The organism is Limnohabitans sp. TEGF004 (assembly GCF_027924965.1).
Lineage (GTDB): Bacteria > Pseudomonadota > Gammaproteobacteria > Burkholderiales > Burkholderiaceae_C > Limnohabitans.
The window spans coordinates 1899855-1925743 of record NZ_AP027056.1 but is presented as its reverse complement, the minus strand read 5'-3'; the positions used below and the strand labels follow the sequence as shown (position 1 = coordinate 1925743).

Genomic DNA, 25889 nt, shown 5'->3' with positions numbered 1-25889 from the left:
CTTATTGACGTCCGAGTAGCAGGTACTCCATGAGTGCTTTTTGCACGTGCATGCGGTTTTCGGCTTCGTCCCACACCACGCTTTGTGGCCCGTCGATCACGTCTGCCGACACTTCTTCGCCACGGTGGGCGGGCAGGCAGTGCATGAAGAGGGCATTAGGTTTGGCCACGGCCATCATCTCGTTGTCCACGCACCAATCGGCGAATGCTTTTTTGCGCGCTTCGTTTTCAGCTTCATAGCCCATGCTGGTCCACACGTCGGTGGTGACCAGGTCTGCGCCTTCGCAGGCTTGCATGGGGTTGGTAAATACTTTGTAGCAATCGCTGTTGCTCAGGCCTGCAATGGCAGGGTTCACCTCGTAGCCGCTGGGCGTGCTGACGTGCACTGTGAAGCCCAGCATGTCGGCCGCTTGCAGCCAGGTGTTGGCCATGTTGTTGCCGTCACCCACCCAAGCCACCACTTTGCCTTTGAGGCATTCGAGTGGGTGCACGGTCAAACCACGGTGCTCGATGAAGGTGAACAAGTCCGCCATGATTTGGCAGGGGTGAAACTCGTTGGTCAAGCCGTTGATCACGGGTACGCGCGAGTTGGCCGCAAAGCTGCTGATTTTGTCTTGGCCGTAGGTGCGAATCATTACCAAGTCAGTCATGCGGCTGATGACTTTGGCGCTGTCTTCAATCGGCTCTGATCGGCCCAGTTGACTGTCGCCCGTGGTCAAGTGAACCACCGAGCCGCCCAGCTGATACATGCCAGCCTCAAAGCTCACGCGTGTGCGCGTGGAGGCCTTCTCGAAAATCATGGCCAGCGTGCGGTCAGCCAGCGTGTGGTGTTTTTCGTAGGCTTTGAATTTCTTCTTGATCAGCGCTGCACGTTGGAACACGTATGCGTATTCATCCGCCGTGAGGGAGGTGAACTGCAGGTAATGTTTGATCGTCATGCTTTTTCTGCCAAGAAGGTTTTGATCAGAGGCACCAAGATGGAAATCAATTCATCACACTCAGCTTGGGTGATGATGAGTGGTGGCAACAAACGCACCACGGTGTCAGCCGTGACGCTGAGCATCAGGCCTGCATCCAAAGCACGCTGCATGATGGCACCGCAAGCGCGGTCGAGTTCAATGCCAATCATCAAGCCTTGGCCGCGAATGTCTTTCACGCCCGCTTCATTGGCAAGCTCACGCTCGAATGCGTTGGTCAGGTACTCACCCATGCGAGCCGCATTGCCCATGAGGTCGTCTTTTTCCATGATGCGGATGGTTTCTAAACCCGCGCGCACGGCCAGCGGGTTGCCGCCGAATGTGGAGCCGTGGGTGCCCGCAGTTAATACGCCTGCTGCTTTGGGCCCAGCGACCACCGCGCCAATTGGCACGCCTGAAGCCAAGCCTTTGGCCAGTGGCATCACATCAGGCACCACGCCTGCCCATTGGTGGGCAAACCATTTGCCTGTGCGGCCCATGCCGCTTTGCACTTCGTCGACCATCATCAACCAATCGTGTTGGTCGCACAGGGCGCGCACGTCACGCAGGTAGTCCATGTGCATGGGGTTGACGCCACCTTCGCCTTGGATGGTCTCCAAGAACACAGCCACCACATTGGAGTTGCCTTCAGTGGCTTGCTTGAGTGCGTCGATGTTGTTCACGGGCACACGGATGAAGCCTTCGAGCAAAGGCTCAAAGCCTTTTTGAATTTTGGGGTTGCCCGTGGCGCTGAGTGTGGCAATGCTGCGACCGTGGAAGGCTTTTTCGTAGACCACGATTTGTGGGTTGCTGATGCCTTTGTCGTGGCCGTATTTACGTGCCAGTTTGATGGCGGCTTCGTTGGCTTCCAAGCCGCTGTTGCAATAGAACACATTGGTCATGCCTGAGAACTCGGTCAGCTTGGCAGCCAGCTTTTCGGCATTGGGTGTGTAGTAGTAATTGCAGCAGTGAATGACTTCTGTCATTTGTTGCTGCAAAGCGGCCACAAACTCAGCGTGGTTGTGGCCCAAGGTGTTGACCGCAATGCCAGCCAAGGCGTCTAAGTAAGCGCGACCTTCTGTGTCCCACACGCGGCAGCCTTGACCGCGTGCAATGGCGATGGGCAAGCGCCCAAAAGTCGGCATGACATGAGGTTCGGTAGGCACAGTGCGTGTAGCGGATGACATGTAGGTACTCCAAAAAGAAAACGACCCAACGAAGGTTGAGCCGTTGAAACGAGATTTTAGAGGCAGAGCTGTGACAAAACAGAGGCAAATCAGAGGTCATGAAAATGCCACAAGTCTTATATAAGATAGAATACTAGTCACCCTAGCGACTGAGGGAGATCCCCCGTTCGCCACGCAACTGTTTTCAGCCTCTACCCGATGGTTTCACACTCCGCCAAAGAAGTTTTTATTCTGGGTATCACCCAAGATGGACGCACGTTTCGCCCCAGCGATTGGGCCGAGCGTTTGGCGGGCGTGATGAGCCAATTCCGCCCGGGCGGCGCCACCCCTGGCAGCCATTTGAGCTATTCGCCTTGGTGTGTGCCCAACACGCTGGACAACAAAAAATGTGTGATTGTTCACACCGACTTGCGCGACGAAGAACCCATGGCTTGGAACTTCGTGATGAACTTTGCCCGTGATAACAATTTGCAAGTTGTTGAGGCTTGTTTGCTGCCTGAGCACCCACCTGCGGTTTAAGTCTCTGGCCCAATGGCCAGGCCTTCAAAAACGAATAGGCAACAAAAAACCCGCTCAAGAGCGGGTTTTTGCTTTTTCTTTGCTGACAGCGCACCCGTTACAAACGGCGGGCTGAACGTTCAGCCCGGGCTGGTTGCCTAATAAATTAGGCGGCGAGTGCCAAGGCTTTCACCTTGGTAGACAAGCGGCTCTTATCGCGAGCTGCTTTGTTTTTGTGGAAGATGCCTTTGTCAGCAATCGTGTCCACAACCGCTTGCATCTTGGCAAACAGTTCGGTAGCTTTGGTTTTGTCGCCAGCGATGACAGCTTTTTCGACGTTCTTCACCGCAGTGCGGTACTTCGAGCGCAACGATGTGTTGGCAGCGTTGATTTTGATGTCCTGACGGACGCGTTTACGGCCTGATGCCAGGCGTGGGTTCTTTTTCTTGGGTTTGGCTGAAGCCATGATAGTTTCCTTATGTGTCTGAGGATGATGTCAGCAAAGCCTGCGATTGTAGCAAATCGCTACACTCATCACGTGTCACTGTTCAAATCTGCCTCCATTGTCTCGGGCTTGACCCTGGTTTCCCGCATCACTGGGCTGATGCGCGAACTGCTGATTGCCTCGACCTTTGGGGCCAGCGCCCTGACCGACGCCTTCAATGTGGCGTTTCGCATCCCCAATTTGTTCCGACGTCTGTTTGCCGAAGGTGCCTTCAGCCAAGCCTTTGTGCCCGTGTTGGCCGCCAGCCGCCAACAGCATGGTGATGACGCCACCCATGTGTTGATCAACCAAGTGGCCACCCTGCTGATTTGGGCCTTGTTCATCACTTCAGTGTTTGGCGTTTTGGCTGCACCTTGGTTGGTGTGGGCCATGGCCAGTGGTTTGCAGCAGTCGCCCGAGGGTTTTGAAGTGGCGGTGGTGATGACGCGCTTTATGTTTCCGTACATCGCTTTTATGTCGTTGGTGGCTTTGGCCGCAGGGGTACTCAACACTTGGAAGCGTTTTGCTGTGCCAGCTGCCACGCCTGTGTTGCTGAACGTGTCCATGATTGCCGCTGCATGGTGGGGCGGCCCATGGTTTGGAACTTTGGGTGTGCCCCCGATTTATGCCTTGGCCGTGGGCGTGATGCTGGGCGGTGTGGCCCAGCTCAGTATTCAGCTTTTGGCGTTGCGTCGTTTGGGTATGTTGCCCCGCATGGGCCTCAGCTGGCGTGCGGTGCGCGAGGCTTGGGGCGGCGAAGGCCCCAAACGCATCTTGCAGCTGATGGTGCCTGCTTTGCTGGGCGTGAGCGTGGCGCAGATTTCTTTGCTCATCAACACGCAAATCGCCTCGCACCTCATGGCTGGTAGTGTGAGTTGGCTCAGTTATGCAGACCGTTTGATGGAGTTCCCCACCGCCTTGCTAGGCGTGGCTTTAGGCGTGGTGCTGATGCCTCAGCTGTCGGCGGCGAAGGCGGCCAACGACACTGCCAAATATTCAGACATGCTTGACTGGGGCTTGCGCCTAGTGCTGCTGCTGGCGCTGCCGTGTGCCTTGGCCTTGCTGATTTTTTCTAAGGCCTTGGTCGCTGTTCTTTATAACTACGGCGCATTTAGTGCCCACGATGTGCAGCAAACCACACTGGCGCTGATGGGCTACGGCGTAGGCTTGCTCGGGCTGGTGGCCATCAAGGTGCTGGCGCCTGGCTATTACGCCAGTCAAGACATTCGCACGCCGGTGCGCATTGCCGTGGTGGTGCTGATCATTACGCAGTTGTTTAACGTGGCATTGGTTCCATACTTCGCGCATGCTGGCTTGGCCTTGTCAATTGGCTTGGGAGCCTTGGTCAATGCTGCTTGGCTGCTGTGGGGCTTGCGCAAGAATGGCACGTATGTGATGAGCGAGGGTTGGTTGCGCTTTGTGCTGCAAGTGTTGGTGGCCTGTGCTGTTCTGGGCGCATGGCTGTGGTGGTCGGCCCAGCATTGGGATTGGACGGCTTTGCACGCCACGCCGCTCTTGCGCGTGGGACTGATGGCAGGTGTGCTGGCTATGAGTGCATTGTTGTACTTCGCCACACTCGCCATCACAGGCTTGAAACTGCGTGCGTTGTTGCGTCGATAAAAAAGGGGCAGAGCTATGGATTTCAAACTCGAAGTACCCACCGCCTTGGAATACTTTGCGTCCTTGGTGCAAAGCGACGAGCAGTTTCCTTTGCTCGAAGCCGCCGCCAGTTTGGCTCAAGACGAATACCCAGAGCTAGATATTCAAGAGGTGCTGGATCTGGTGGATCAGCTCAGCAGTCGCCTCAAACAACGCTTGCCCTCAGATGCAGGTGCCTTGCAGAAGCTGCGCTTGCTCAATAAGTTCTTTTTTGAGGAACATGGTTTCAGCGGCAACCTCAACAACTACTACGACCCCGACAACAGCTACTTGCATGTCATGCTGCGCACGCGCCGTGGTATTCCTATCAGCTTGGCGGTGTTGTGGCTAGAGCTGGCGCAAAGCATCGGGCTGCGTGCGCAAGGTGTAGGCTTTCCGGGGCACTTCTTAGTCAAAGTTCGTTTGCCTTTCCCGAACGAAGGGCAGGTGGTGATTGACCCATTCACGGGTGAGTCGCTCAGCAAAGAAGATTTGTCCGAGCGCTTGGTGCCTTTGCATGCCGAGTCGGGCTTGTTGCGTGATGGCCATGTGTCGGACGAATTGCTCAAACACTATTTACGCGCCGCCACGCCACGCGAAATCGTGGCGCGCATGTTGCGTAACTTGGAAGAGGTCTACACCTCGCATCAAGACCCAGAGCGATTGCTGTTGGTGAGGCAAAGGTTGATGGTGTTGTTGCCCTCGGTCGACGACCAAGATTGAATGCACGGGACAACCTAGCCTGTTCAGAAAAGCAAAAGACCCGCTACAGCGGGTCTTTTGCTGAGTGGGGTCCGAGTTCTGGCTGTTTAAGCCACCACCACCGCAGGGCCATCACCCAGTTCTGCAATCACGCCAATGGTGTGCACTTGTTCGCCATGGGCCTTCAGGACCTCGGCGCAAGCAACTGCGTGGGCGGCGTCAATGACCACCACCATGCCAATGCCGTTGTTGAAAGTGCGGTTCATTTCGATGTCGTCAATGCCCGCTGTGTTTTGCAACCAAGCAAACAGCTCGGTTTGCGGCCAGCTGCCTTTTGTCAGGTGAGCGGCGGTGCCTTCGGGCAACACGCGTGGGATGTTTTCTAACAAGCCGCCACCGGTGATGTGGGCGAGGGCTTTGATGGGGGTCTCGGCCAAAGCCGCCAACACGCTCTTCACATACAAGCGGGTAGGGGCCATGATGGCTTCTTTGAACGGCTTGCCGTCCAAGGTGGCGGGGGCGTTGGCGCCTGCGCGGTCAATCACCTTGCGTACCAATGAGAAGCCGTTGGAGTGCACGCCAGCCGAAGCCAAGCCGAGCACTACATCGCCTGGCTTGACGTTTTGGCCGGTCAAGATTTTGGATTTTTCCACCGCACCCACGGCAAAGCCGGCGAGGTCGTATTCGCCGTCTGGGTACATGCCGGGCATTTCAGCGGTTTCGCCGCCAATCAGGGCGCAGCCTGACAACTCGCAGCCTTTGGCAATGCCGCCCACCACCGCAGCGGCGGTGTCGATGTGCAATTTGCCGCACGCAAAGTAGTCGAGGAAGAACAGGGGTTCAGCGCCTTGCACCAACACGTCGTTCACGCTCATGGCCACCAAGTCGATGCCCACGGTGTCGTGCATTTGCCATTCAAAGGCCAGCTTGAGCTTGGTGCCCACGCCGTCAGTGCCACTCACCAGCACAGGTTCTTTGTAGCGCTTGGGCACTTCAAACAAGGCGCCAAAACCGCCGATGCCTGCCAACACGCCCTCGCGCATGGTTTTCTTGGCCAAGGGTTTGATGCGTTCGACCAATGCATCGCCTGCGACGATGTCGACGCCGGCGTCTTTGTAGGAGAGGGGTTTGTTCATATTGATGAGGTGCTGGGGCGCTGCAAGGTGTGCGCCGATAGAATCAAGCGGTAATTTTAAAGCCATCACCTTCACACGCTGTATGCAATTCACCCCCGCACAACAACACGCCCTCGCTTGGACTGGCCTCGCCGGCGTGACTGCGCTTGTGCTGTGGTTGCTGGGCCCTGTGCTGATGCCGTTTGTGGTGGCTGCCGTGTTGGCTTATGTACTGAGCCCGATGGTGCGAAGTCTCCAGCGTGTGTTTGGTGGGCGTTTGCCCCGTTTGGTGGCGGTCGTGTTGGTGGAAGTGGTGTTTTTGCTGCTGCTGGTGGCCTTGTTCACCTTGTTGATCCCCATCTTGGCTAATGAACTGCCCCGCATGCGCGACCAAGTACCTGTGTTGATTGAGCGCTTGCAAAGCGACATCGCTCCTTGGCTGCAGGCCAAAGGTATTCCGGTCATGTTGGACAGTGCCAGCATCAAAGCCTTTGTGCTCCAAACCTTCAGCACCTCGTTTGACGATGGCTTCAGACAAGCGCTGACTTCGCTGCGCATTGGTGGCAGCGTGGCCTTGGCGGTGGTGGGCAATTTGATCTTGATACCCGTTGTGCTGTTTTATTTGTTGGTCGATTGGCAGCGTTTGGTGCGCCATGTGGAAGCCTTGGTGCCCATGCCTGCACGGGGTACATACGACAGTTTTGTGAACGAATGCGACGAAGTGCTGGGCCAATACCTGCGTGGCCAGTTGTCGGTCATGGCCTTGTTGGCTGTGTATTACAGCGTGGCCTTGTGGGCCTTTGGCTTGGAGCTGGCATTCCCGATTGGCGTATTCACAGGCTTGGCGGTGTTCGTGCCGTACGTGGGCTATGGCGTGGGTTTGGCTTTGGCAGTTCTGGCGGGTGTGTTGCAGTTTGCGCCCAGCGAAGCTTTGCTGATGGTGGCAGTGGTCTATGGCTTGGGCCAACTCATTGAGAGTTTTGTGCTCACGCCCCGCTTGGTGGGTGAGCGCATTGGCTTGCACCCGCTGCATGTGATTTTTGCTTTGATGGCCTTTGGCCAGTTGTTTGGTTTTGTCGGCGTGTTGGTGGCTTTGCCCGCTAGCGCCGTCTTGCTGGTGGCCATTCGCCGCTTGCGTGCGCAGTACCAAGCCAGCGCTTTGTACCGTGGTGTTTGAGTGCAGATGAAGCAAATCGCACTCGACATTGGTTTGGCCCCCGGCCCGACGCTCAAAAACTTTTTCGCAGGCCCCAATCAAGCAGCGTTGCAGCACTTGCAACTGTGGGTGGGTAACGACAAACGCTCACCCGTGCCCACGTATGTGTGGGGCGAGGGTGGCAGTGGCAAAACCCATTTGCTGCGTGCCGTGCAAGCCAGCTTGCGCGATCAAGGCTGCGCCGTTGGTTGGATGGATGCGTCAGTGGCAGAACCCACCGCGTTTGAAGAGTCATGGCGCGTGGTCATCTTGGACGACGTGCACCTCTACACCGCTGTGCAGCAGCACGCCGCCTTCAATTGGTTTGTGAACGCCACCACGCCCAGCGATGGCCAGCAGCGTTGGGTGTTGGCTGCTGGCAATGTGCCGCCCAGCGACTTGGCCCTGCGCGAAGACCTGCGCACCCGTTTGGGCTGGGGCCATATTTTTCAATTGCAGGTGCTCAGCGAGCCTGAGCGCCGCGCCGTGCTGCGCCAACAGGCCGACGACCGAGGTGTGTTCTTGAGCGATGAGGTGATGGACTTCATGCTCAACCGCTTCAGCCGCGACCTCAGCAGCCTCATTCAACTCCTCGATCAACTCGATGGCTATGCCCTGCAAACGCAACGCGCCATCACCATCCCGTTGATCAAAGCCATGCTGGAAGCCATGTGATGAAACTCGCCTTATTTGACCTCGACCACACTTTGTTGCCCATTGACTCGGACCAATCGTGGGGTGAGTTCACCGTGCGTTTGGGTTGGCACGAACGTGATGCGTTCATCAAGCGCAACGACGAGTTTTATGCCCACTACCAAGCAGGCACTTTAGATATTCACGACTACGTGCGTTTTGCGTCTGAGGCGTTTTGCCGGCGTGGGCCCGAAGTTGCGGCGCAGGCCCATGCGCAATTCATGCATGAAGTCATTCAGCCTGCCATTCGCTCCGAAGCGCTGGCGCTGGTGCAAAAGCACCGTGATGCGGGTGACCGCGTCATCATCATCACCGCCACCAACGAGTTCGTGACCCGCCCCATTGCAAAAGCCTTTGGCGTGGACGAGCTGATTGCGGTGGAGTTGGTGCGCGATGCCAAGGGCTGGTTCACCAACGAAATTTTGGGCGTACCTAGCCTGCGCGAAGGCAAAGTGCAACGTCTGCAACAATGGCTCATACGCGAAGGCTTGGATTGGGCCGATGTAGAGACCACCTTCTACAGCGATTCCCGCAACGATTTGCCCCTGTTGGAGCGCGTCAACCACCCCGTGGCGACCAACCCCGACGACACACTGCGCGCCGTGGCCTTAGAAAAAGGCTGGCCGATTTTGGAACTGTTCCCAAAACAATGATCAAACAATTCATCAACAAGCTGATGGGCAAGTCGCCCGCCAGCACGCTGCCCAACTTAGGCAAACGCCATGTGGTGCCTGCCAAAGTGCACGGCATCAACGTCGACTGGGTGGACGAACGCGCCTTGAATGTGGTGCGTACCCTGCAAGACCGTGGCTTTGAAGCCTACATCGTGGGCGGTGCCGTGCGCGACTTGTTGTTGGGGCTCAAACCTAAAGACTTTGACGTGGCCACCAACGCCACGCCTGAGCAAGTGAAGGCGGCATTTCGCCGCGCCTTCATCATTGGCCGACGCTTTCGCATCGTGCACGTGGTGTATGGCCGAGGTCGTGAGCATGAAGTGATTGAGGTCTCGACCTTCCGTGCTCACCTAGATAACACCGAAGCCGAGCAAGTCAAAGGCAACGAACGCAGCAGCAAACAAGAGCTGGCCAACATGAAACACGCTGTTGATGCCAGCGGCCGTGTGCTGCGCGACAACGTGTGGGGCCCGCAAGACCAAGACGCGGCGCGCCGCGACTTCACCATCAACGCCATGTATTACGACCCTGAAACGGGCAACGTGATCGACTACCACGGCGGCATTGCCGACGCGAAGAAAAAAGTCATCCGCATGATTGGCGACCCCGCCACGCGTTACCGTGAAGACCCCGTGCGCGTGATTCGCGCGGTGCGTTTTGCCGCCAAGCTCTCGGTCTTGGGCTTCAAGATGGAAGCTAAGACGGCCGCTCCGTTGAAGAAAGCCGCCAAGCTGCTGGCCGATGTGCCGCAAAGCCGCTTGTTTGACGAAATGCTCAAGCTCTTGCAAACCGGTCACGCGCTGGCCAGCATTCAGCAACTCAAGCTGCAAGGCTTGGCCAAAGGTATTTACCCGCTGCTTGATATCGTGGTGGCCCGTTCAGACGAACAGTTTGTCACCACCGCGCTCAACGACACCGACCGTCGCGTGGGCGAGGGCAAGCCTGTGGCACCTAGCTTCTTGCTAGCTTGCGTGTTGTGGTCTGACGTGCGCGAAACCTGGGCGCATCGCAGCGTCAAGCAGCCATCGTTCCCCGCGCTGCAAGATGCGATTGACGAAGTGTTCGATTCCCGCATTGGCGACGTGTCGGGCCGTGGCAAGTTGGCTGCTGACATGCGCGAAATTTGGATGATGCAGCCGCGCTTTGAAAAGCGCACAGGCAGCGGTCCTTGGACCTTGGTGGACCAAGCGCGTTTCCGTGCCGGCTTTGACTTTATGCGCTTGCGTGCCGATGTGGGCGAGGTGGATGAAGCCTTGTCGGATTGGTGGCAAGAGTTCAGCGTGGCCAGCGACAGCGAGCGCGAAGACTTGTTGCAGCAAGTGCGACTAGAGCAACAAAAAGCCCAGCGCGCACCCCGCGTGCATGCGGTGCGTCGTGCACCCAAGCCCGAAGGTGAAGACCCACGTTTTCGTGAGGTAGAGCCTGAAGGCGAAGACGGCGCCGCATCGCCCGCCAAAAAACGCCGCCGTCGCCGTCGCAAGCCCACGGGCGAAGCCGGTGGTACACCCGCCGCCGAATAAGCAGAGTCTTCGCCATGTCAGCAGCACCCGTCATGGCGTGTGTGGCCCTCGGCGCCAACTTGGGCGATGCGGTGGCCACGGTGCAGCAAGCCTTGCGCGATGTGGCGGGCTTGCCTGAGACGCAACTGTTCAAAGCCTCGTCGCTGTATCGCAGCGCACCCTACGAGGCCCAAGGGCCAGATTTCATCAACGCTGTGGCCTTGATTCACACCCAGCTCAGCCCACTGGCGCTGTTGCATGCCTTGCAAGCGCTAGAGCTGCAAAGTGGGCGTGAGCGACCTTTTAAGAATGCGCCGCGCACGTTGGACCTTGACATCATTTTTTATGGTGACACCGAGTTAGCGACTCAAGAGCTGACCTTGCCCCACCCGCGCTGGCAGGAGCGTGCTTTTGTCTTGCAGCCCTTGGCCGAAGTTTGGCCGGAGCGTGTCAGTGCCGTGCAGTTGGCTGGGGTGAAAGACCAAGCCATCCAGCGCATGGCCTGAGGCCCTGCTTCATCTCACGACCGACGGATTTGCCATGAACTTCTCTGCCATTCCCCTCGCTTTGCAAGCGGTGTTGTTGCTGGTCGCAGCCAACGTGTTCATGACGTTTGCTTGGTACAGCCACCTCAAGAGCCTGGCCAACTCGCCTTGGTACACAGCGGCATTGGTGAGCTGGGGCATTGCGCTGATGGAGTATTTGCTGCAAGTGCCGGCCAACCGCATTGGGTTTCATGAAGCGGGCTTGCAAGTAGGGCAGCTCAAAATCATGCAAGAAGTGATCACTTTGGCAATCTTTGTGCCGTTCTCCGTCTTTTTCTTGAATGAGCCACTGAAATTGGATTATTTGTGGGCTGGGTTATGCATGGTGGGGGCTGTGTATTTCATCTTTCGCACGTGAGCTGGGTTTACACTTCCGTGTCATTTAACTGTCACAAATAAGTCATCCACAGGAGATCCAAATGCTGTTTGGAAAGTTGCTGCCCACCGAGGGCAATTTTTTCGTCATGTTCAACCAGCACGCTGATCGCATCGTCGAAGCTGCGCATGCTTTTTCAAATTTGGTGGCCAATTACGGTGACGCCAATTTGCGTGACAAATACAACCAAGAGGTAGACAACGCTGAGCGTGCCGCCGATCGCATCACACACGAGTGCAATGTGGCGATTCACAAAACCTTCATCACCCCCATCGATCGCGAGCAAATTCACTCGCTCATCAACACCATGGACGATGTGGCCGACTTGATTCAAGACAGCGCTGAAACCATGGCTTTGTATGACGTGCGCGTCATGAATGAAGAGATCGTCCGTTTGACAGACCTGAGCTTGAAGTGTTGCGAGCGCTTGCGCGATGCGGTGTACATGTTGGAAAAAATCTCTGACCACAACACGGCAGAGGCGGCCCTCAAGACGTGTGAAGAAATCGACAAGCTCGAGTCAGATGCCGATCGCGTGATGCGCGGCGCGATGAGCAAGTTGTTCCGCGAAGAGCCTGATGTGCGTGAAGTGATCAAACTCAAAGCCATTTACCAATTGTTGGAAACCATCACGGACAAGTGTGAAGACGTGGCCAACTTGATCGAGGGCATCGTCCTCGAAAACTCTTAATCACGAGCGCCGTATGGAAACCGTACAAACCGCCTTTTGGGTGGTCGCTTTGTTGGTAGTGTTGGCCCTGATGTTCGATTTCATGAACGGCTTTCACGATGCTGCCAATTCAATTGCGACTGTGGTGTCAACGGGGGTGTTAAAGCCCGGTCAGGCCGTGTTGTTTGCTGCCTTCTTTAACTTCGTCGCCATTTTTATTTTCCATTTGAGCGTTGCTGCCACCGTGGGCAAAGGGATCGTGCAGCCCGGCATCGTCGACACCCATGTGGTGTTTGGGGCGCTGGTGGGAGCGATCACTTGGAACGTCATCACTTGGTACTACGGCATCCCCAGTAGTTCGTCGCATGCGTTGATTGGTGGTATTTCGGGCGCTGTGATTGCCAAAGCAGGCACGGGCGCCTTGATTTCTGCTGGCATCTTCAAGACCGTGGCGTTTATTTTTGTGTCGCCTTTGTTGGGCTTCACACTTGGCTCGTTGATGATGGTGGCGGTGGCTTGGATTTTCCGAAGCTTTCGTCCTTCACGCGTGGACAAGTGGTTCCGTCGCTTGCAGCTGGTGTCTGCGGGCGCTTACAGCTTGGGCCACGGCGGTAACGATGCGCAAAAAACCATTGGCATCATTTGGATGTTGCTGCTGGCCACAGGCTATGCCTCGGCCGAGGACAAGTCACCACCCAGCTGGACCATCGTGAGTTGCTACATGGCGATTGGCTTGGGCACCATGTTTGGTGGCTGGCGCATTGTGAAGACCATGGGTCAAAAGATCACCAAGCTCAAGCCGGTGGGTGGCTTTTGCGCGGAAACAGGCGGTGCCATGACGCTGTTCTTGGCGACAGGCCTGGGTATCCCCGTTTCAACGACGCACACCATCACGGGTGCCATCGTGGGCGTGGGCTCTACGCAACGCGCCAGTGCCGTGCGTTGGGGTGTAGCTGGCGGCATTGTGTGGGCTTGGATTTTGACGATTCCCGCCAGTGCCTTTGTGGCTGGCGTGGCGTATTGGATCAGCCTGCAGATTTTTTAATTATTCCGACAGCTCTTTGGCCGCTTCGATTTGGTATTCGAAGTAGCGTTGAAAGCTGAACACGATGCTCGACATGAGCACCGTGGTGCCAATCAATAAGGCAAATGCAATCGCACCGATGGTCAACCAATTGGTTTGACCAGCCGGTGCGTCTTTGTTTTCGGTGCCGTTGAAACGTGTATTCCAAGCTTCCGGCGTCATCAGGCCATACACGATGGCGTTCAAGGCGCAGGCCGCAAAGGTGAAGCCTGCGATGGGAATGAGCCACCAACTGGCGACATCGTCTAAACCGTATTGCTGGACCCGCTCGACCCCGTAAAAGCCCAGGGCCGTTGGAATGGGCAACAACCAGCCCAGGGTGTCCCAGAGGCCAAACAGGTAAAAACGGTGAAGGCCAAAAGGGCCGCCCAAGAAGGCCAACCAGGCTGCGATGGTTTTATTTTTCATAGCCTGAGTGTAGAGCGCTATAATAGAAGGCTTTTCAGCGTGTCGCAGGCCGGGTGGCTTAGCGCGTGTCTCAAACGTTGAAAAAAATTCCACCCGAAGGATTCATCATGGTCGTCATCCGACTTTCACGCGGCGGTTCTAAAGCCCGTCCGTTTTTTAACATTGTTGTTGCCGACAAGCGCGATCGTCGCGACGGCCGTTTCATTGAGCGCATTGGTTTTTACAACCCAATCGCCAAAGGTCAAGCTGAAAGCTTGCGCGTTGCGCATGACCGTTTGAACCACTGGACCAGCGTGGGCGCTCAGTGCTCTCCTACCGTGATCCGTTTGGTCAAGCAAGCTGCTGCTAAGGTTGCTGCTTAATTGAACAAAGGCAATGCAATGATGCTGAACCTTGAGTCTGCGGAACTTCCTGCGGACGCCATCGAGGTTGGGCGCATTGCAGATGCTTGGGGCATCAAAGGCTGGTTCAAGGTCTTGCCCCACAGCGCTTCTCCGGAAGCGCTTTTTTCTTCCAAGCGTTGGTTTTTACAACCCTCGGAAAGAGGTGCCAAGACCTTTGCTGGTACCGTGCTTCTGAAAATCATCGAAGCCAAAGAACATTCTGATTCTGTGGTGGCCACGGCCCAAGAGGTGCCCGACCGTAACACCGCAGAACTGCTCAAAGGCGCACGCATTTTTGTGTCCCGCGCTAGCTTTCCTACCCCCGCGAAAGACGAGTACTACTGGGTCGACCTGATTGGTCTTGATGTGGTTAACCGTGAAGGCGTGGCGCTTGGCGCTGTGCGCGAGCTGTTGCATACAGGTCCACAAACCGTGTTGGTACTTGCTTACGAGGAAGATGGCAAGGCTCAAGAGCGCATGATTCCCTTTGTGTCTGCCTACATCGACACCGTCGATTTGGCTGGACGCCGCATCACCGCCGATTGGCAGCCCGATTACTAAATTGGCCCGTCCAAGGCCATCGCCATGCGCTTTGACATCATCACCCTGTTTCCTGAACTGTTTGAGCCGTTTTTAAAAATCGGCATCACACGTCGCGCCTACGAGGCTGGACTGGTGGATGTGCGCTTGTGGAACCCCCGTGATTACGCCGAAGGCAATTACCGTCGTGTGGACGACCGCCCCTTTGGCGGTGGCCCTGGCATGGTGATGATGGCCGAGCCCCTGTCTGCCTGTTTGGCTGCCATTCGTGCCGATCGTGCCCAAGGCCGTGATCTGGCACCGCTGGTGTTGTTCTCGCCCATTGGCGAGACGCTGCGCCACTCTGCCGTACAGCACTGGTCAGACAGCCAAGGCGCAGTGTTGTTGTGTGGCCGCTATGAAGGCGTGGACCAACGCTTCATCGACACCCATGTGGACCTGCAAATCAGCGTGGGCGACTTTGTGCTGTCCGGTGGTGAGATTGCCGCCATGACCCTGCTGGATGCCGTGGCCCGCTTGCAGCCTGGCGTACTCAGCGACGAAGGCAGCCATCAGCTGGACAGCTTTAACCCTGCTTTGGATGGTTTGTTGGACTGCCCGCATTACACCCGTCCCGAGCAATGGAAAGGGCAGGGCGTGCCCGCTGCGCTGGTGTCTGGCCATCACATCAACATCGAGCGCTGGCGCCGTGACCAGCGTTTGCTGCTCACAGCTCGCCTGCGCCCAGAGCTGATTGATGCAGCACGCGCCGAGGCCAAGCTCACAGCCCAAGATGAGGCTGTTTTGAAGGCTCAAAACTCGCTATAATGGTGGGCTTTTCGATCCTCTGGTCGGCCGCTTCGCGCCTTTGTTGCAAGAAGCCTTTTGTGTAGCGCGACCAAGATCCTTTAGAGGAAAACATGAACCTGATCCAAACCCTTGAGGCAGAAGAAATTGCTCGCCTCGCCAAAGTTATCCCCGAATTTGCACCTGGCGACACAGTCATTGTGAGCGTCAACGTGGTTGAAGGTACACGCAAGCGTGTGCAGGCCTACGAAGGTGTGGTGATCGCTAAGCGCAACCGTGGCCTCAACAGCGGCTTCACAGTGCGCAAAATGTCCAGCGGTGAAGGCGTGGAGCGTACGTTCCAAACTTACAGCCCATTGATCGCGAGCATCGAAGTCAAGCGTCGCGGTGATGTGCGTCGTGCCAAGTTGTATTACTTGCGCGACCGTAGCGGTAAGTCTGCTCGTATCAAAGAAAAATTGGTCAGCAAGTCGGCCGCAGCGCTCAAAGCCGCAGCAGCCGCTAAATAAGCAGGTCTTACCTTGCTTAGAAGCCACCCCAAGTGAAAACTTGCGGTGGCTTTTTCTATGTCCCAACTCCCAGCCTTTGACCCCCAACAAGTGCCCGTGTTCCAAGTGGATGCGCACTTGCAAGCCGTGCCTGCGCAGCATCTCACTGCTGAGGCTTTGCAAGCCCGTTTTGCCAACCCGCCCGTGTGGCAGCCCGAATTGGTGCGCGAGCGCAAGTTCATGGACCGCGCACCCGCCCAAGCCGCAGTGTTGCTGGGGCTGGTGATGCGTGACGAACCTACGGTGTTGCTGACCCAGCGACCTGCGCACATGTCTACGCATGCAGGGCAAATCGCCTTTGCAGGTGGCAAGTGTGACGAGGGCGATGCCGATGTGGCTGCCACCGCTTTGCGTGAGGCGCAGGAAGAGGTTGGGCTAGAAGCGCACCATGTGCAGGTGCTGGGTACTTTGCCTGAATACGTGACAGGCTCAGCTTTTTATGTGACGCCTGTAGTGGCTTTGATTTCGCCAGATATGACGTTGCAGCTCAACACCCACGAGGTGGCAGATGCGTTTGAAGTGCCCTTGGCTTTTTTGATGAACCCCGCCAACCACCGCTGGCATCGCTACGAGTTTGAGGGGGTCACCCGCGAGTGGCTGTCCATGCCTTACCAAGACGGTGAGCAACTGCGCTTTGTATGGGGCGCGACCGCTGGCATGCTGCGCAACTTTTACCGTTTCTTGCGGGCTTGAGGCTCTTAAATTGCGTGTACCTACCGCTATCATCCGACTATGAGTTTTCTATCCCTGCTCCTCGCGTTGTTGATTGAACAAGCCCGTCCTTTGGTACGCGGCAATTGGGTGCACGGCACAGTGCGCTCGTGGGCCAATTGGATCAGCCAGACCTTAGATGCAGGCCACCCCCGTTTGGCGTGGACCACTTGGTCATTGGCTGTGGGCTTGCCTGCCGTCATCGCCACTTTGGTGCATTGGTTTTTGATCGGCGTGTTTGGCTGGCCTGTAGCCATGATTTGGAGCGTGGCGGTGTTGTATGTCACCTTGGGTTTCCGTCAGTTCAGCCACCATTTCACCGACATTCGTGATGCCTTGGATGTGGGCGATGAGCGCTTAGCGCGTGAGTTGCTAGCTGAGTGGCAACATGTCGAAGTTGACAACTTGCCACGCAGCGAGTTGCTGCGTCATGTGATTGAGCATTCGGTGCTCTCGGCACACCACCATGTGTTTGGTGTGCTCACTTGGTTCTCTGTGCTCGCTGCCTTGGGTTTTGGCCCCGCAGGTGCTGTGATTTACCGCATGAGCGAGATGGTGTCGCATGCTTGGCAAGCGAAGCCTAAAGCCACCAAAGGTTGGGTCAGTGACACCTTGCAAAGCGCGGCTTGCGAAGCATGGCGTCGTGTGGATTGGTTGCCAGCCCGCTTGACGGCTACGGCCTTTGCCGTGGTGGGTAACTTTGAAGAAGCCATCGACTGCTGGCGCAACCATGCACAACGTTTCCCTGATGACAATGACGGCGTAGTACTAGCCGCCACAGCGGGGGCGTTGAATGTGCGTTTGGGCGGTGAAGCTTTGCGTGCAGATGATGCCAGCGAAGTCCACGATCAAGACAGTGAAAGTACGCCAGGCCGCACACCTGAGATGGCACATTTGTCTAGCGTGGTGGGTTTGGTTTGGCGCAGCGTCGTGTTATGGATGGTGTTGCTGGCCTTACTCACGTTGGCCCGCTTACTGGGCTAAACCCCAAGGATCAGCGCAACATTGAATCGTGCGCTGATGAACTCTTCGCAGGCTAGTAATTCACAGGCTGTGTGAGCTCGGCAAACAACATGCCGTACAGCTTGTAGCGCGATGGGCTGATGGCCCCAGCTGCTACCGCGTCTTGTACCCCGCACGAAGGTTCGTGCAAATGCGTGCAGTTGTAAAACTTGCAGTTCGCCACATGCGGTTTGAAGTCTGGCATGTAGGCCGCCAACTGCATGGCATCAATGTGATGCACCCCAAACTCTTGAAAGCCTGGTGAGTCAATCAATCCTGTTTTGCGCTCAGCATCGACCCAGTGCCAGGTGGTTGATGTGGTGGTGTGTTTGCCTGAATTGAGTGCTTGCGAAATCTCTGCAGTGGCCACATTGGCGTTGGGCACAAGGGCGTTGATGAGCGTGCTTTTGCCTGTGCCTGAGGGCCCAAGCACCAAGGTGGTTTTGTGTTTTAGGCGTTCAGGCAAGTCGCCTAAATCACCCGATTTAAAGGCACCTTGCAGCACGGTATAGCCCATCTTCACATAAGGCTCTAAGCGGGCGAGGGCGCGGGCATGCAACTCGGTCAAGTCACGCTTGTTGAGCACGATGAGGGGCTTGATATGTTCGGCTTCCGCAGCAATCAAAGCACGCGTGAGCTGCATTTCAGAGAACTCTGGCTCAGCCGCCAACAGAATCAACACTTGGTCTAAGTTGGCTGCGAATGACTTGGTGCGAATCTCGTCTTGTCGGTAAAACAAGTTGTGGCGAGGCTCCACTTTTTCAATCGTGCCTTCGTCGGTGCTGGCCAACCATTGCACACGATCGCCCACGACCACCTGGCTTTTCTTGCCTCGCGGGTGGCAAATGCGTCGTTCGCCATCGGGCGTCTCCACCACGCAGTGTCGTCCGTGGCTGGCTACCACTAAGCCGCTTTGCTTCATGCGGCCATCCGCGCCAAGCGCTGTGAAGCAGGCGGGTGCGAGTAGTAAAACGCCACATACCAAGGGTCGGGCGTGAGGGTGGAGGCATTGTCTTGGTAGAGCTTGAGCAGGGCGTTGGCCAAAGCCTTGCCATCGCTATTCGCCACGGCATACGCGTCGGCTTCAAACTCAAACTTGCGTGAGCGACGTGCAGACAAAGGCGACACAAAGAAGGTGAACAAAGGCAGCACCAGCATGAACAGCAACAAGGCCAATGCGCTGTTGTTGCCGTTGAGGTTGGGCATCACGCCGAGGCCTGTATAAAACCAAACTTGTTGCGACACCCAGCCCAACAAAGCAAGACCAGCAAGGCTGGTGGCAAAGCTGGTGGCCATCATTTTCAAAATGTGACGATGTTTGAAGTGGCCCAGTTCGTGGGCCAACACAGCTTCCATTTCATCGCCATTGAGTTTGGCCAGCAGGGTGTCGAAAAACACCACGCGTTTGGCGGCACCAAAGCCTGTGAAGAAAGCATTCGAGTGGGCCGAGCGGCGGCTGCCGTCCATTACAAAAAAGCCCTTGGCAGTAAAGCCAGAGCGTGTCATCAGCGCGGTTACACGGTCTTTGAGCGTGGCGTCTTCCAGAGGTGTGAATTTGTTGAACAAGGGCATGATGACGTTGGGTGCAATCCACATCACAAACAGTTGGTATACCACCAAGGCAGCCCAGGTGTAGAGCCACCACAGAGAGCCACCTGCTTGCATGAGCCACAACACCAGCCAAAGAATAGGCAATCCCAACACCATGCCAACCAACAAGCCTTTGAGCATGTCGCTCACCCACAGCTTGGGCGTGGTGTTGTTAAAGCCAAAGCGTTGCTCAACGCCAAAGGTTTGAAACAGTGACAAGGGCAAGCCAATCAAGCCGCCAATCAGGCTAAAGCTCACCACCAGCATGATTTGTTGGCCCATGCCTTCGCCCATCCAGTTCAGCGTGACTTGGTTGAGCAAGTCCAAACCGCCGAGCAATGTCCACGCCATTAAAGTGATGGCGTCTAGCCCTAAATCCATCACACCCACGCGCGCCTTGGCCAGGGTGTAGTCCGCTGCTTTTTGGTGAGCCTCTAGGCTGATGGTGTGTGCGAAAGTCGCAGGCACTTGAGAGCGGTGTTGCGCCACGTGACGCACTTGACGGCCGCTGAGCCAGAGTTTGGTAAGCAGGTTGGCCACCAGCAGAACTGCCAGTGTCAAGGTCATCGCGAGAGAGGGATTCATCATGGGGGAGGAGTTTAGATGAAGCTGCCCGTGTGTGATGGGCGACAATCTAGCCCATGTCTGAAGTTGCAACCACTCCTGTTACCCCTGTCGTCCCCAAACTCGCCAAGTCAGACCTGAACTTGGTTTGGCTCGATTGCGAAATGTCTGGCCTTGACCCCGAGCGCGAGCGCTTGCTTGAAATCGCGGTCATCGTGACCAGCCCCGATTTGTCGGTGCGCATTGAAGGCCCAGTGTTTGTGATTCACCAAAGCGACGAGTTGCTGAGCAAGATGGACGCATGGAACAAAGGCACACACGGCAAGAGCGGGCTGATTGACAAAGTCAAAGCCTCCACCGTGACCGAAGAACAAGCGCAAGAGCAACTCATTGCCTTCATGAAGCCCTATGTATCCAAAGGCGTGTCGCCCATGTGTGGCAATACCATTGGTCAAGATCGCCGCTTCTTGAACAAATACATGCCCAAGCTCGAAGGCTGGTTTCACTACCGCAACGTGGACGTGAGTACGCTCAAAGAGCTGTCTCGCCGCTGGAAGCCAGAGGTGTTGAATGCCTTTAAAAAGGCCCAGAAACATACGGCGCTGGCCGATGTGCACGAGTCGATTGACGAGATGATTCACTACCGTGAACACTTCTTGAAACTTTAATTAGGTAAAAACCCGAATCCGTGCCATAATTGCGCTCTTCGCTACAAAGCCGTAGCGAATTTGTACATCTCCCTTCATTCACCGGGCTCGCCAAATGAGCCCCAAGCACTGAATAAACCCCCAGCGGGTCAGAGCAGGTTCCGTTTGATGGTTGATGTTTTTTAACCTAGAACGGAGCAGCCGCACAACTTGCGGCGCTCACGTGCGAGAAAAAATCATGACTGACACTTTAAATGTGACAGGCGAATTTGCGCCTGCCGAAACTATTTCTATTGCTGCTGAAAACGCAGTTGCCACTGAGGGTGTTCACGCACCCGAAGTCGCTCACGCTGAAGCTGAAGCACCTCAAGCCGATGTGCCTAAAGTTGATGTTCCTAATGGCTTCGTTGAACTAGGCTTAGCTCCTGAATTGGTGCAAGCCGTGGGCGATTTGGGCTACACCCAACCCACCACCGTTCAGCTCAAAACCATTCCTTTGGCTTTGCCAAACGACAACGCAGATGCCAAAGCAGGCTTCATCGACTTGATGGTATCTAGCCAAACTGGTAGTGGCAAAACAGCTGCGTTCTTGCTGCCTGTGTTGCACACCTTGATTCAACAACAAGCCCAAGCCGAAGCTGCTGACAAAGCTGCTTGGGACAAGCTCGTGGCTGACGCTGCGGCCAATGGCGAAGAGGCACCTAAGCGCGCTAAGCGCAAAGACCCCACCAACACACGCAACTTCAAAGCCCCAACACCTGGTGCCTTGATCGTTTGCCCAACCCGCGAATTGGCTCAACAGGTGGCGCACGACGCCATCGACTTGGTCAAACATTGCCGTGGTTTGCGCGTGGCTAACGTGGTGGGCGGTATGCCTTACCAGTTGCAAATCGCCAAACTGCAAAACGCTGACTTGGTTGTGGCTACACCTGGCCGTTTGCTCGATCTGCAACGCTCCATGCAAATCAAGTTGGACAAAGTTCAATTCTTGGTGGTGGACGAAGCCGACCGCATGTTGGACCTCGGTTTCTCTGATGACTTGGCTGAAATCAACCAGCTCACCATCGACCGCAAGCAAACCATGATGTTCAGCGCTACGTTTGCGCCGCGCATTCAACAGTTGGCCACACGCGTCATGCGTCAACCCCAACGCGTGCAAATTGACTCACCTCAAGAAAAGCACAACAACATTCGCCAAGTGCTGCATTGGGCAGACAACGCGCAACACAAGCGCCGTTTGTTGGATCACCTCTTGCGCGACACCACCATCAACCAAGCCATCATCTTTGCTAGCACCCAAATCGAGTGCGACGGCTTGGCCAATGACTTGCAACAAGAAGGCTTCTCTGCTGTGGCATTGCACGGCGCGTTGAGCCAAGGCTTGCGTAACCGCCGCTTGATGGCTTTGCGCCAAGGTCAAGTGCAGTTCTTGGTTGCCACTGACGTGGCTGCTCGCGGCATTGACGTGCCCACCATCACGCACGTGTTCAACTTCGGCTTGCCTATGAAGTCTGAGGACTACACCCACCGCATTGGCCGTACGGGTCGTGCTGGCCGTGATGGCTTGGCGATCACGTTGGCTGAGTTCCGCGACAAGCGCAAAATTTATGACATCGAAGCCTACACACGCCAGCAGTTCACTGCTGAAGTGATTCCAGGCATGGAACCCACACAACGCGTTGAACAACGTGGCGGTGCGGGCCGTGACTACGACCGCAAAGGCGGCGGCAAGTTTGGTGGCGGCGGCAACCGTGGCGGCTTCGGCGGCAACAAGTTTGGTGGCGGCGGTGGACGTTTTGAAGGCAATGGCCAAGGTCGCTTCGAGCCACGTTCGGAAGGTCGTTCTGAGGGCCGTTTCGAAGGTCGTCAAGACAACCACCGTTCTGACGCACCTCGTGGCAACAGCTTCGAGCCACGTCAAGGCGCACCACGCGGCAACTTTGGTGATAACCGCGGTTTCAATGAAAACCGTGGCTTCGGCGGCGAAGGCCGTGGCGCTCCTCGTGGCAACTTTGGCGAAGGCCAAGGCGCACCACGCGGCAACTTCGGTGCTCCACGTAGCTTCGAAGACCGCGCTCCGCGCAGCTTTGATGACCGTGCCCCAGCACGTGGCCCACGCGCTCCGTTTGAAGCAGGCCGCACACCGTTTGACAAGCCAGCACGCCCAGCCGGTGGCAAGTCGTTTGGTGGTTTTGACGCTAAAAAACGCGCACCTAAGCCACGTACACCTCGTTAATTAAGTGTCCGCCTAAACAGCGGGCTTAAAACGCATTCAGCCACCGCGTTGCACTTTGTGTGCAACTCCGGTGGCTGAATTGTTTGTGCGCCGTGTTTTGGGTTTGTACTTTTACGACTTGAGAGCGTTGGCTACAAAATCCAAACGGTCTTGGCCCCAGAACATCTCGCCATCAATCACATAAGTGGGGGCGCCAAACACTTGGGCATCGATCGCGCTTTGGGTGTAGCTGTCATAACGGGCTTGCACCTCGGGCGTATTGGACAGCGCCAAGCAGGCTGCATCTAACTTGTGTTCGCTCAGCAAGGCTGCCAAGGTGGCAGCATCAGCAATATCGCGTTCTTCGTGCCACACCGCAGCGAGTACCGCACCTGTGATGGCCAAGGCCGCATCTGTGCCGTGGTGCATGTCCACCGCAATGATGAGCTTGGCTGCAGGGTCGCCGGCTACAGGGAAAAACTTGGGGTGCAGATTCATTGGCAAGCTCAAGGCTTTGCTGAAACGTGCCATTTCTACCAGTCGATACGCTTGACGCTGTGGCGCACGTTTACCCAAAGGCAATCCACCGGAGATGGGAAACACTTGACCTAAGTCCATGGGCATGACTCGTACCTTAGAACCTGTTGCTTTGGCAATTTGTACCAAACGTTGGTGGCCCAAATAAGTCCAAGGGCTTTGTGGGGCCAAGTAGTAATCGACGGTTTTTGACATGGATGTCTCCTTTTGAAATTTTTAAATAAACACGATAGACAGCATGGCCGCATCGTCAATGAGGTTGATGACGGCGTAGGCGCTCAGCCGGTACAGCGTGGATAGTACAAGTTCACGCACTTCGTCCCCAGACGGTACCGCTTGCATGGTCTTCGTCATTGCTTGGATCGTGGGCTCAATAGTGGGGCGGTAGTTCATCACGCAGACTGGTGAAGCCGCCCGATCCGCCATCGGGTGTTTGTTGACGCAGTTGGCTCACTTCGCGAATGAGTGCGTCGATTTGCTGTTGTTGCTGAAAGATGGTTTGGTTGAGTTGCTCCACCAAGTCTTCGGTGAAGCTGGCCTTGATTTCTAGGTCCATCAAGCGTTTGTCAATGTCGGTGTGTGGCATGTGTGCTGGCGTGTTATTCGCTTGTTTGATTGATTTCAGCCAGCTGGTTTCGCAGGCGCTCTAGCTCTTGCTTGTAGCTTTCGGCGTCACCAAAGTCCACAAACCCGGTGTAGTAAGGGTGTGCTGCCATGATTTTTCGGGCATGTTTGATAGGGCACCAATACTGCTCGGTGCGCGCCACCACTTCGCGGCCATAGGCCATCAGGCCGTTGCCATACGAGCAGTATGCACAGTTGATTTTTTCAATCAGGTTCAGATAGGCCAAATGCGTACGGTCATACACAAAGTAATCGCTGCGATTGACACGGGCAATACCATAGGCTCGAAAACAAATGTGCTGGTAGACCGTGATGAAAAGGTCTAGCAGCAGCATGGGAAGCAGTACCGAGTAAATCACGGGGGCCGTCAACACACTCAGCAGGTTGGCTGACAGCATGTAGGGGAGGATGCCTGTTTTGAAGCGGCGCTGCTGTTCCCGCACTTCTCGCTCAAAGCGCACGCGCGTTTCTTCGAAATCGGCCTGCAGTTCAGCGCGCTTGCGCTTCATCTCTTGCTCGATTTCTCGCTCCATTTGTTGGATGCGGGCCAGTAATTCACTGATTTTTGGATTCATAAATCACCTTGTTTCACTAGATTATGGGCGGTTACATGCGAAAATACAGCGAACCTGTGGCCTAATTAGGGCCTGTCACTTTTTTATTTGGAAAAATTTCATGGGAAACAAAATCGTCACCGAAGCCGATCGCCAACGCGCACCAAAGCCAATCCCCCTGCCAGGCACCATGCTGCGCACCGGTGGTCGTGGTCAACGTGTGAGTCTTGAGCGCGGTGTTGCGACACGTAGCAAAAAGAACCCTGGCAAGCGTTCAAACAAAGGCGGTTAATCCCCTTTTGCTTGTGAAAGCCAAATAAAAAGCGACCCTCGGGTCGCTTTTTGTTTTGTGGGCTATGAAGCTTTTTACTCTGGGAGTTCGATTTTGACTTCGAGCACTTCGAGGTTGTCATGACGCTCCAAATTGACCTTGATGTCGTTTGGATTGATCTTCACGTATTTGGACAGAACGGCCACCAAGTCGCGCTGCAAATCAGGCAGGTAGTCTGGCTGCGGGTTGCGGCCTGTGCGTTCGTGGGTGAGGATGAACTGCAAACGTTCTTTGGCAACGTTCGCTGTTTTTTTCTTCTCACCAAGTAAGAGAGAGAGCAACGACATGGCTTACTTCCCGCCAAAAATACGTTTGAACAAACCTGGCTTAACGTGCTCCGTAAAGCGCATGGGCAAGTCTTCGCCCAAGAAGCGGCTGATCACGTCTTTGTAGGCTTCGGACACATCGGTGTTTTCCAGATGAACCGCGGGCAAACCTTGGTTCGAAGCGGTCAACACAGTTTCTGATTCGGGAATCACACCGATCAAAGGAATGCGCAAGATGTCTTGGATGTCGTCTAGCGACAACATGTGACCTTCTTCCACGCGACTCGGGTTGTAGCGCGTGATGAGCAAGTGTTCTTTGATGGGGGTGTCACCTTCGATGGCGCGTTTGGTCTTGCTGCTGAGCATGCCCAAGATGCGGTCCGAGTCGCGCACTGAAGAGACTTCAGGGTTGGTGACGACCAAGGCTTCGTCGGCAAAGTGCATGGCCATCATGGCGCCCACTTCGATACCGGCAGGGGAGTCGCACACGATGTAATCGAACTTCATTTCTTTGAGTTCGTTCAACACACGCTCCACGCCGTCTTGTGACAACGCATCTTTGTCGCGGGTTTGAGAGGCCGCCAGCACGTACAAGTTGTCGCACTGCTTGTCTTTGATCAAGGCTTGGTTCAGCGTAGCTTCACCGTTGATGACGTTGATGAAGTCATACACCACACGACGCTCGCAACCCATGATCAGGTCGAGGTTACGCAGGCCGACGTCAAAGTCGATGACCACCGTTTTGAAGCCGCGCAAGGCGAGGCCAGAGGAAAAACTGGCGCTGGTTGTGGTCTTGCCCACGCCGCCCTTGCCAGAAGTCACCACCACGATTTTTGTCATGAATAAAGCCCTAGTTGTTTCTGTTATT

33 protein-coding genes are annotated in these 25889 nt (G+C 55.7%); 20 read left to right on the top strand and 13 right to left on the bottom strand.

Annotation, left to right across the window (positions count from 1 at the left end; genetic code table 11):
• Position 1 precedes the first annotated feature (1 nt).
• Both argF and LINBF2_RS09245 read right to left on the bottom strand, forming a co-directional pair.
• A complete protein-coding gene (gene argF / locus LINBF2_RS09250) occupies positions 2-937 on the bottom strand; it encodes an ornithine carbamoyltransferase (protein ID WP_281888360.1) in 936 nt (311 codons plus the stop codon).
• Positions 934-2142, bottom strand: a complete 1209-nt coding sequence (locus LINBF2_RS09245; protein ID WP_281888358.1) for an aspartate aminotransferase family protein — start codon at positions 2140-2142, stop codon at positions 934-936. The genes argF and LINBF2_RS09245 overlap by 4 nt, the downstream gene beginning before the upstream one ends.
• Positions 2143-2340: 198 nt before the next feature.
• On the opposite strand from LINBF2_RS09245, the gene LINBF2_RS09240 reads away from it, so the two are divergent.
• Complete coding sequence (locus LINBF2_RS09240) at positions 2341-2661, top strand: DUF3579 domain-containing protein (protein ID WP_104801022.1); 321 nt, start codon at positions 2341-2343, stop codon at positions 2659-2661.
• 145 nt (positions 2662-2806) lie between these two features.
• On the opposite strand, the gene rpsT is transcribed toward LINBF2_RS09240, so the two are convergent.
• Positions 2807-3106: a 30S ribosomal protein S20 gene (gene rpsT, locus LINBF2_RS09235; protein WP_104801021.1), complete on the bottom strand. Its 300-nt coding sequence runs from the start codon at positions 3104-3106 to the stop codon at positions 2807-2809.
• Between the two features lie 72 nt (positions 3107-3178).
• Here rpsT and murJ point away from each other — a divergent pair, with 72 nt between their 5' ends.
• Entirely contained in the window at positions 3179-4744 is a 1566-nt protein-coding gene (gene murJ, locus LINBF2_RS09230; RefSeq protein ID WP_281888354.1) for a murein biosynthesis integral membrane protein MurJ, read from the top strand.
• A 15-nt stretch (positions 4745-4759) separates the two neighbouring features.
• Positions 4760-5485, top strand: a complete 726-nt coding sequence (locus LINBF2_RS09225) for a transglutaminase-like domain-containing protein (protein ID WP_315259811.1) — start codon at positions 4760-4762, stop codon at positions 5483-5485.
• Between the two features lie 86 nt (positions 5486-5571).
• Here the strand turns inward: LINBF2_RS09225 and purM are convergent, their stop codons facing one another.
• Positions 5572-6600, bottom strand: a complete 1029-nt coding sequence (purM, locus tag LINBF2_RS09220) for a phosphoribosylformylglycinamidine cyclo-ligase (protein WP_281888352.1) — start codon at positions 6598-6600, stop codon at positions 5572-5574.
• An 82-nt stretch (positions 6601-6682) separates the two neighbouring features.
• Here purM and LINBF2_RS09215 point away from each other — a divergent pair, with 82 nt between their 5' ends.
• The 8 genes from LINBF2_RS09215 (at position 6683) to LINBF2_RS09180 (ending at position 13276) form a co-directional block, all read left to right on the top strand.
• A complete protein-coding gene (locus LINBF2_RS09215) occupies positions 6683-7756 on the top strand; it encodes an AI-2E family transporter (RefSeq protein WP_281888350.1) in 1074 nt (357 codons plus the stop codon).
• A 6-nt stretch (positions 7757-7762) separates the two neighbouring features.
• Complete coding sequence (gene hda / locus LINBF2_RS09210; protein WP_281888349.1) at positions 7763-8449, top strand: DnaA regulatory inactivator Hda; 687 nt, start codon at positions 7763-7765, stop codon at positions 8447-8449.
• A complete protein-coding gene (locus LINBF2_RS09205; RefSeq protein ID WP_281888347.1) occupies positions 8449-9120 on the top strand; it encodes an HAD family hydrolase in 672 nt (223 codons plus the stop codon). The genes hda and LINBF2_RS09205 overlap by 1 nt, the downstream gene beginning before the upstream one ends.
• Positions 9117-10661, top strand: a complete 1545-nt coding sequence (gene pcnB / locus LINBF2_RS09200) for a polynucleotide adenylyltransferase PcnB (protein ID WP_281888345.1) — start codon at positions 9117-9119, stop codon at positions 10659-10661. Before LINBF2_RS09205 ends, pcnB begins: the two co-directional genes overlap by 4 nt.
• Before the next feature lie 14 nt (positions 10662-10675).
• Positions 10676-11146, top strand: coding sequence for a 2-amino-4-hydroxy-6-hydroxymethyldihydropteridine diphosphokinase (gene folK / locus LINBF2_RS09195; protein ID WP_281888343.1), 471 nt, complete (start codon positions 10676-10678; stop codon positions 11144-11146).
• Between the two features lie 34 nt (positions 11147-11180).
• Positions 11181-11543, top strand: a complete 363-nt coding sequence (locus tag LINBF2_RS09190; RefSeq protein WP_281888341.1) for a DMT family protein — start codon at positions 11181-11183, stop codon at positions 11541-11543.
• Positions 11544-11604: 61 nt separating this feature from the next.
• The gene (locus LINBF2_RS09185) at positions 11605-12252 is read left to right on the top strand and encodes a DUF47 domain-containing protein (RefSeq protein WP_104801009.1); all 648 of its coding nucleotides are present in this window, start codon (positions 11605-11607) and stop codon (positions 12250-12252) included.
• Positions 12253-12265: 13 nt separating this feature from the next.
• Positions 12266-13276 carry an inorganic phosphate transporter gene (locus LINBF2_RS09180; protein WP_281888338.1) on the top strand — a complete coding sequence of 337 codons (1011 nt, stop codon included), beginning with the start codon at positions 12266-12268 and terminating at the stop codon, positions 13274-13276.
• Here the strand turns inward: LINBF2_RS09180 and LINBF2_RS09175 are convergent, their stop codons facing one another.
• Positions 13277-13723 (bottom strand): TM2 domain-containing protein, encoded by a 447-nt coding sequence (locus LINBF2_RS09175; protein WP_104801007.1) that lies wholly within the window; start codon positions 13721-13723, stop codon positions 13277-13279.
• A 107-nt stretch (positions 13724-13830) separates the two neighbouring features.
• Between LINBF2_RS09175 and rpsP the strand changes: the two genes are divergently transcribed.
• The 6 genes from rpsP (at position 13831) to LINBF2_RS09145 (ending at position 17675) form a co-directional block, all read left to right on the top strand.
• Positions 13831-14085, top strand: coding sequence for a 30S ribosomal protein S16 (gene rpsP / locus LINBF2_RS09170; RefSeq protein WP_104801059.1), 255 nt, complete (start codon positions 13831-13833; stop codon positions 14083-14085).
• Between the two features lie 18 nt (positions 14086-14103).
• Positions 14104-14667, top strand: a complete 564-nt coding sequence (gene rimM / locus LINBF2_RS09165) for a ribosome maturation factor RimM (RefSeq protein WP_281888335.1) — start codon at positions 14104-14106, stop codon at positions 14665-14667.
• 24 nt (positions 14668-14691) lie between these two features.
• On the top strand, positions 14692-15453 hold the full coding sequence (gene trmD / locus LINBF2_RS09160) for a tRNA (guanosine(37)-N1)-methyltransferase TrmD (RefSeq protein WP_281888333.1): 762 nt from the start codon (positions 14692-14694) through the stop codon (positions 15451-15453).
• A 92-nt stretch (positions 15454-15545) separates the two neighbouring features.
• Positions 15546-15941: a 50S ribosomal protein L19 gene (gene rplS, locus LINBF2_RS09155; RefSeq protein WP_104801005.1), complete on the top strand. Its 396-nt coding sequence runs from the start codon at positions 15546-15548 to the stop codon at positions 15939-15941.
• A 57-nt stretch (positions 15942-15998) separates the two neighbouring features.
• Entirely contained in the window at positions 15999-16673 is a 675-nt protein-coding gene (locus LINBF2_RS09150) for a CoA pyrophosphatase (protein WP_281888330.1), read from the top strand.
• 39 nt (positions 16674-16712) lie between these two features.
• Complete coding sequence (locus LINBF2_RS09145; protein WP_281888328.1) at positions 16713-17675, top strand: CobD/CbiB family protein; 963 nt, start codon at positions 16713-16715, stop codon at positions 17673-17675.
• A 52-nt stretch (positions 17676-17727) separates the two neighbouring features.
• Here the strand turns inward: LINBF2_RS09145 and rsgA are convergent, their stop codons facing one another.
• The gene (gene rsgA, locus LINBF2_RS09140; RefSeq protein WP_281888326.1) at positions 17728-18615 is read right to left on the bottom strand and encodes a ribosome small subunit-dependent GTPase A; all 888 of its coding nucleotides are present in this window, start codon (positions 18613-18615) and stop codon (positions 17728-17730) included.
• Complete coding sequence (locus tag LINBF2_RS09135; RefSeq protein ID WP_281891317.1) at positions 18612-19868, bottom strand: M48 family metallopeptidase; 1257 nt, start codon at positions 19866-19868, stop codon at positions 18612-18614. Before LINBF2_RS09135 ends, rsgA begins: the two co-directional genes overlap by 4 nt.
• 56 nt (positions 19869-19924) lie before the next feature.
• Here LINBF2_RS09135 and orn point away from each other — a divergent pair, with 56 nt between their 5' ends.
• Both orn and LINBF2_RS09125 read left to right on the top strand, forming a co-directional pair.
• The gene (gene orn, locus LINBF2_RS09130) at positions 19925-20515 is read left to right on the top strand and encodes an oligoribonuclease (RefSeq protein ID WP_281888324.1); all 591 of its coding nucleotides are present in this window, start codon (positions 19925-19927) and stop codon (positions 20513-20515) included.
• 217 nt (positions 20516-20732) lie between these two features.
• Complete coding sequence (locus LINBF2_RS09125; RefSeq protein ID WP_281888322.1) at positions 20733-22730, top strand: DEAD/DEAH box helicase; 1998 nt, start codon at positions 20733-20735, stop codon at positions 22728-22730.
• 111 nt (positions 22731-22841) lie between these two features.
• Here LINBF2_RS09125 and LINBF2_RS09120 read toward each other — a convergent pair whose 3' ends face one another.
• From LINBF2_RS09120 to LINBF2_RS09105, 4 genes are read right to left on the bottom strand one after another with little or no spacing between them, the layout of a single operon-like run.
• Entirely contained in the window at positions 22842-23441 is a 600-nt protein-coding gene (locus LINBF2_RS09120) for a 2-hydroxychromene-2-carboxylate isomerase (RefSeq protein ID WP_281888320.1), read from the bottom strand.
• A 21-nt stretch (positions 23442-23462) separates the two neighbouring features.
• Positions 23463-23600 carry a hypothetical protein gene (locus LINBF2_RS09115; RefSeq protein WP_161499763.1) on the bottom strand — a complete coding sequence of 46 codons (138 nt, stop codon included), beginning with the start codon at positions 23598-23600 and terminating at the stop codon, positions 23463-23465.
• Between the two features lie 16 nt (positions 23601-23616).
• A complete protein-coding gene (locus LINBF2_RS09110; RefSeq protein WP_281888317.1) occupies positions 23617-23832 on the bottom strand; it encodes a SlyX family protein in 216 nt (71 codons plus the stop codon).
• A 13-nt stretch (positions 23833-23845) separates the two neighbouring features.
• On the bottom strand, positions 23846-24445 hold the full coding sequence (locus LINBF2_RS09105; RefSeq protein ID WP_281888315.1) for a hypothetical protein: 600 nt from the start codon (positions 24443-24445) through the stop codon (positions 23846-23848).
• 100 nt (positions 24446-24545) lie between these two features.
• On the opposite strand from LINBF2_RS09105, the gene LINBF2_RS09100 reads away from it, so the two are divergent.
• Entirely contained in the window at positions 24546-24716 is a 171-nt protein-coding gene (locus LINBF2_RS09100) for a hypothetical protein (RefSeq protein ID WP_170108465.1), read from the top strand.
• Positions 24717-24790: 74 nt separating this feature from the next.
• On the opposite strand, the gene minE is transcribed toward LINBF2_RS09100, so the two are convergent.
• On the bottom strand, positions 24791-25042 hold the full coding sequence (gene minE, locus LINBF2_RS09095) for a cell division topological specificity factor MinE (RefSeq protein ID WP_104800996.1): 252 nt from the start codon (positions 25040-25042) through the stop codon (positions 24791-24793).
• Positions 25043-25045: 3 nt separating this feature from the next.
• Positions 25046-25861, bottom strand: a complete 816-nt coding sequence (gene minD, locus LINBF2_RS09090) for a septum site-determining protein MinD (RefSeq protein ID WP_281888312.1) — start codon at positions 25859-25861, stop codon at positions 25046-25048.
• Positions 25862-25889 lie beyond the last annotated feature (28 nt).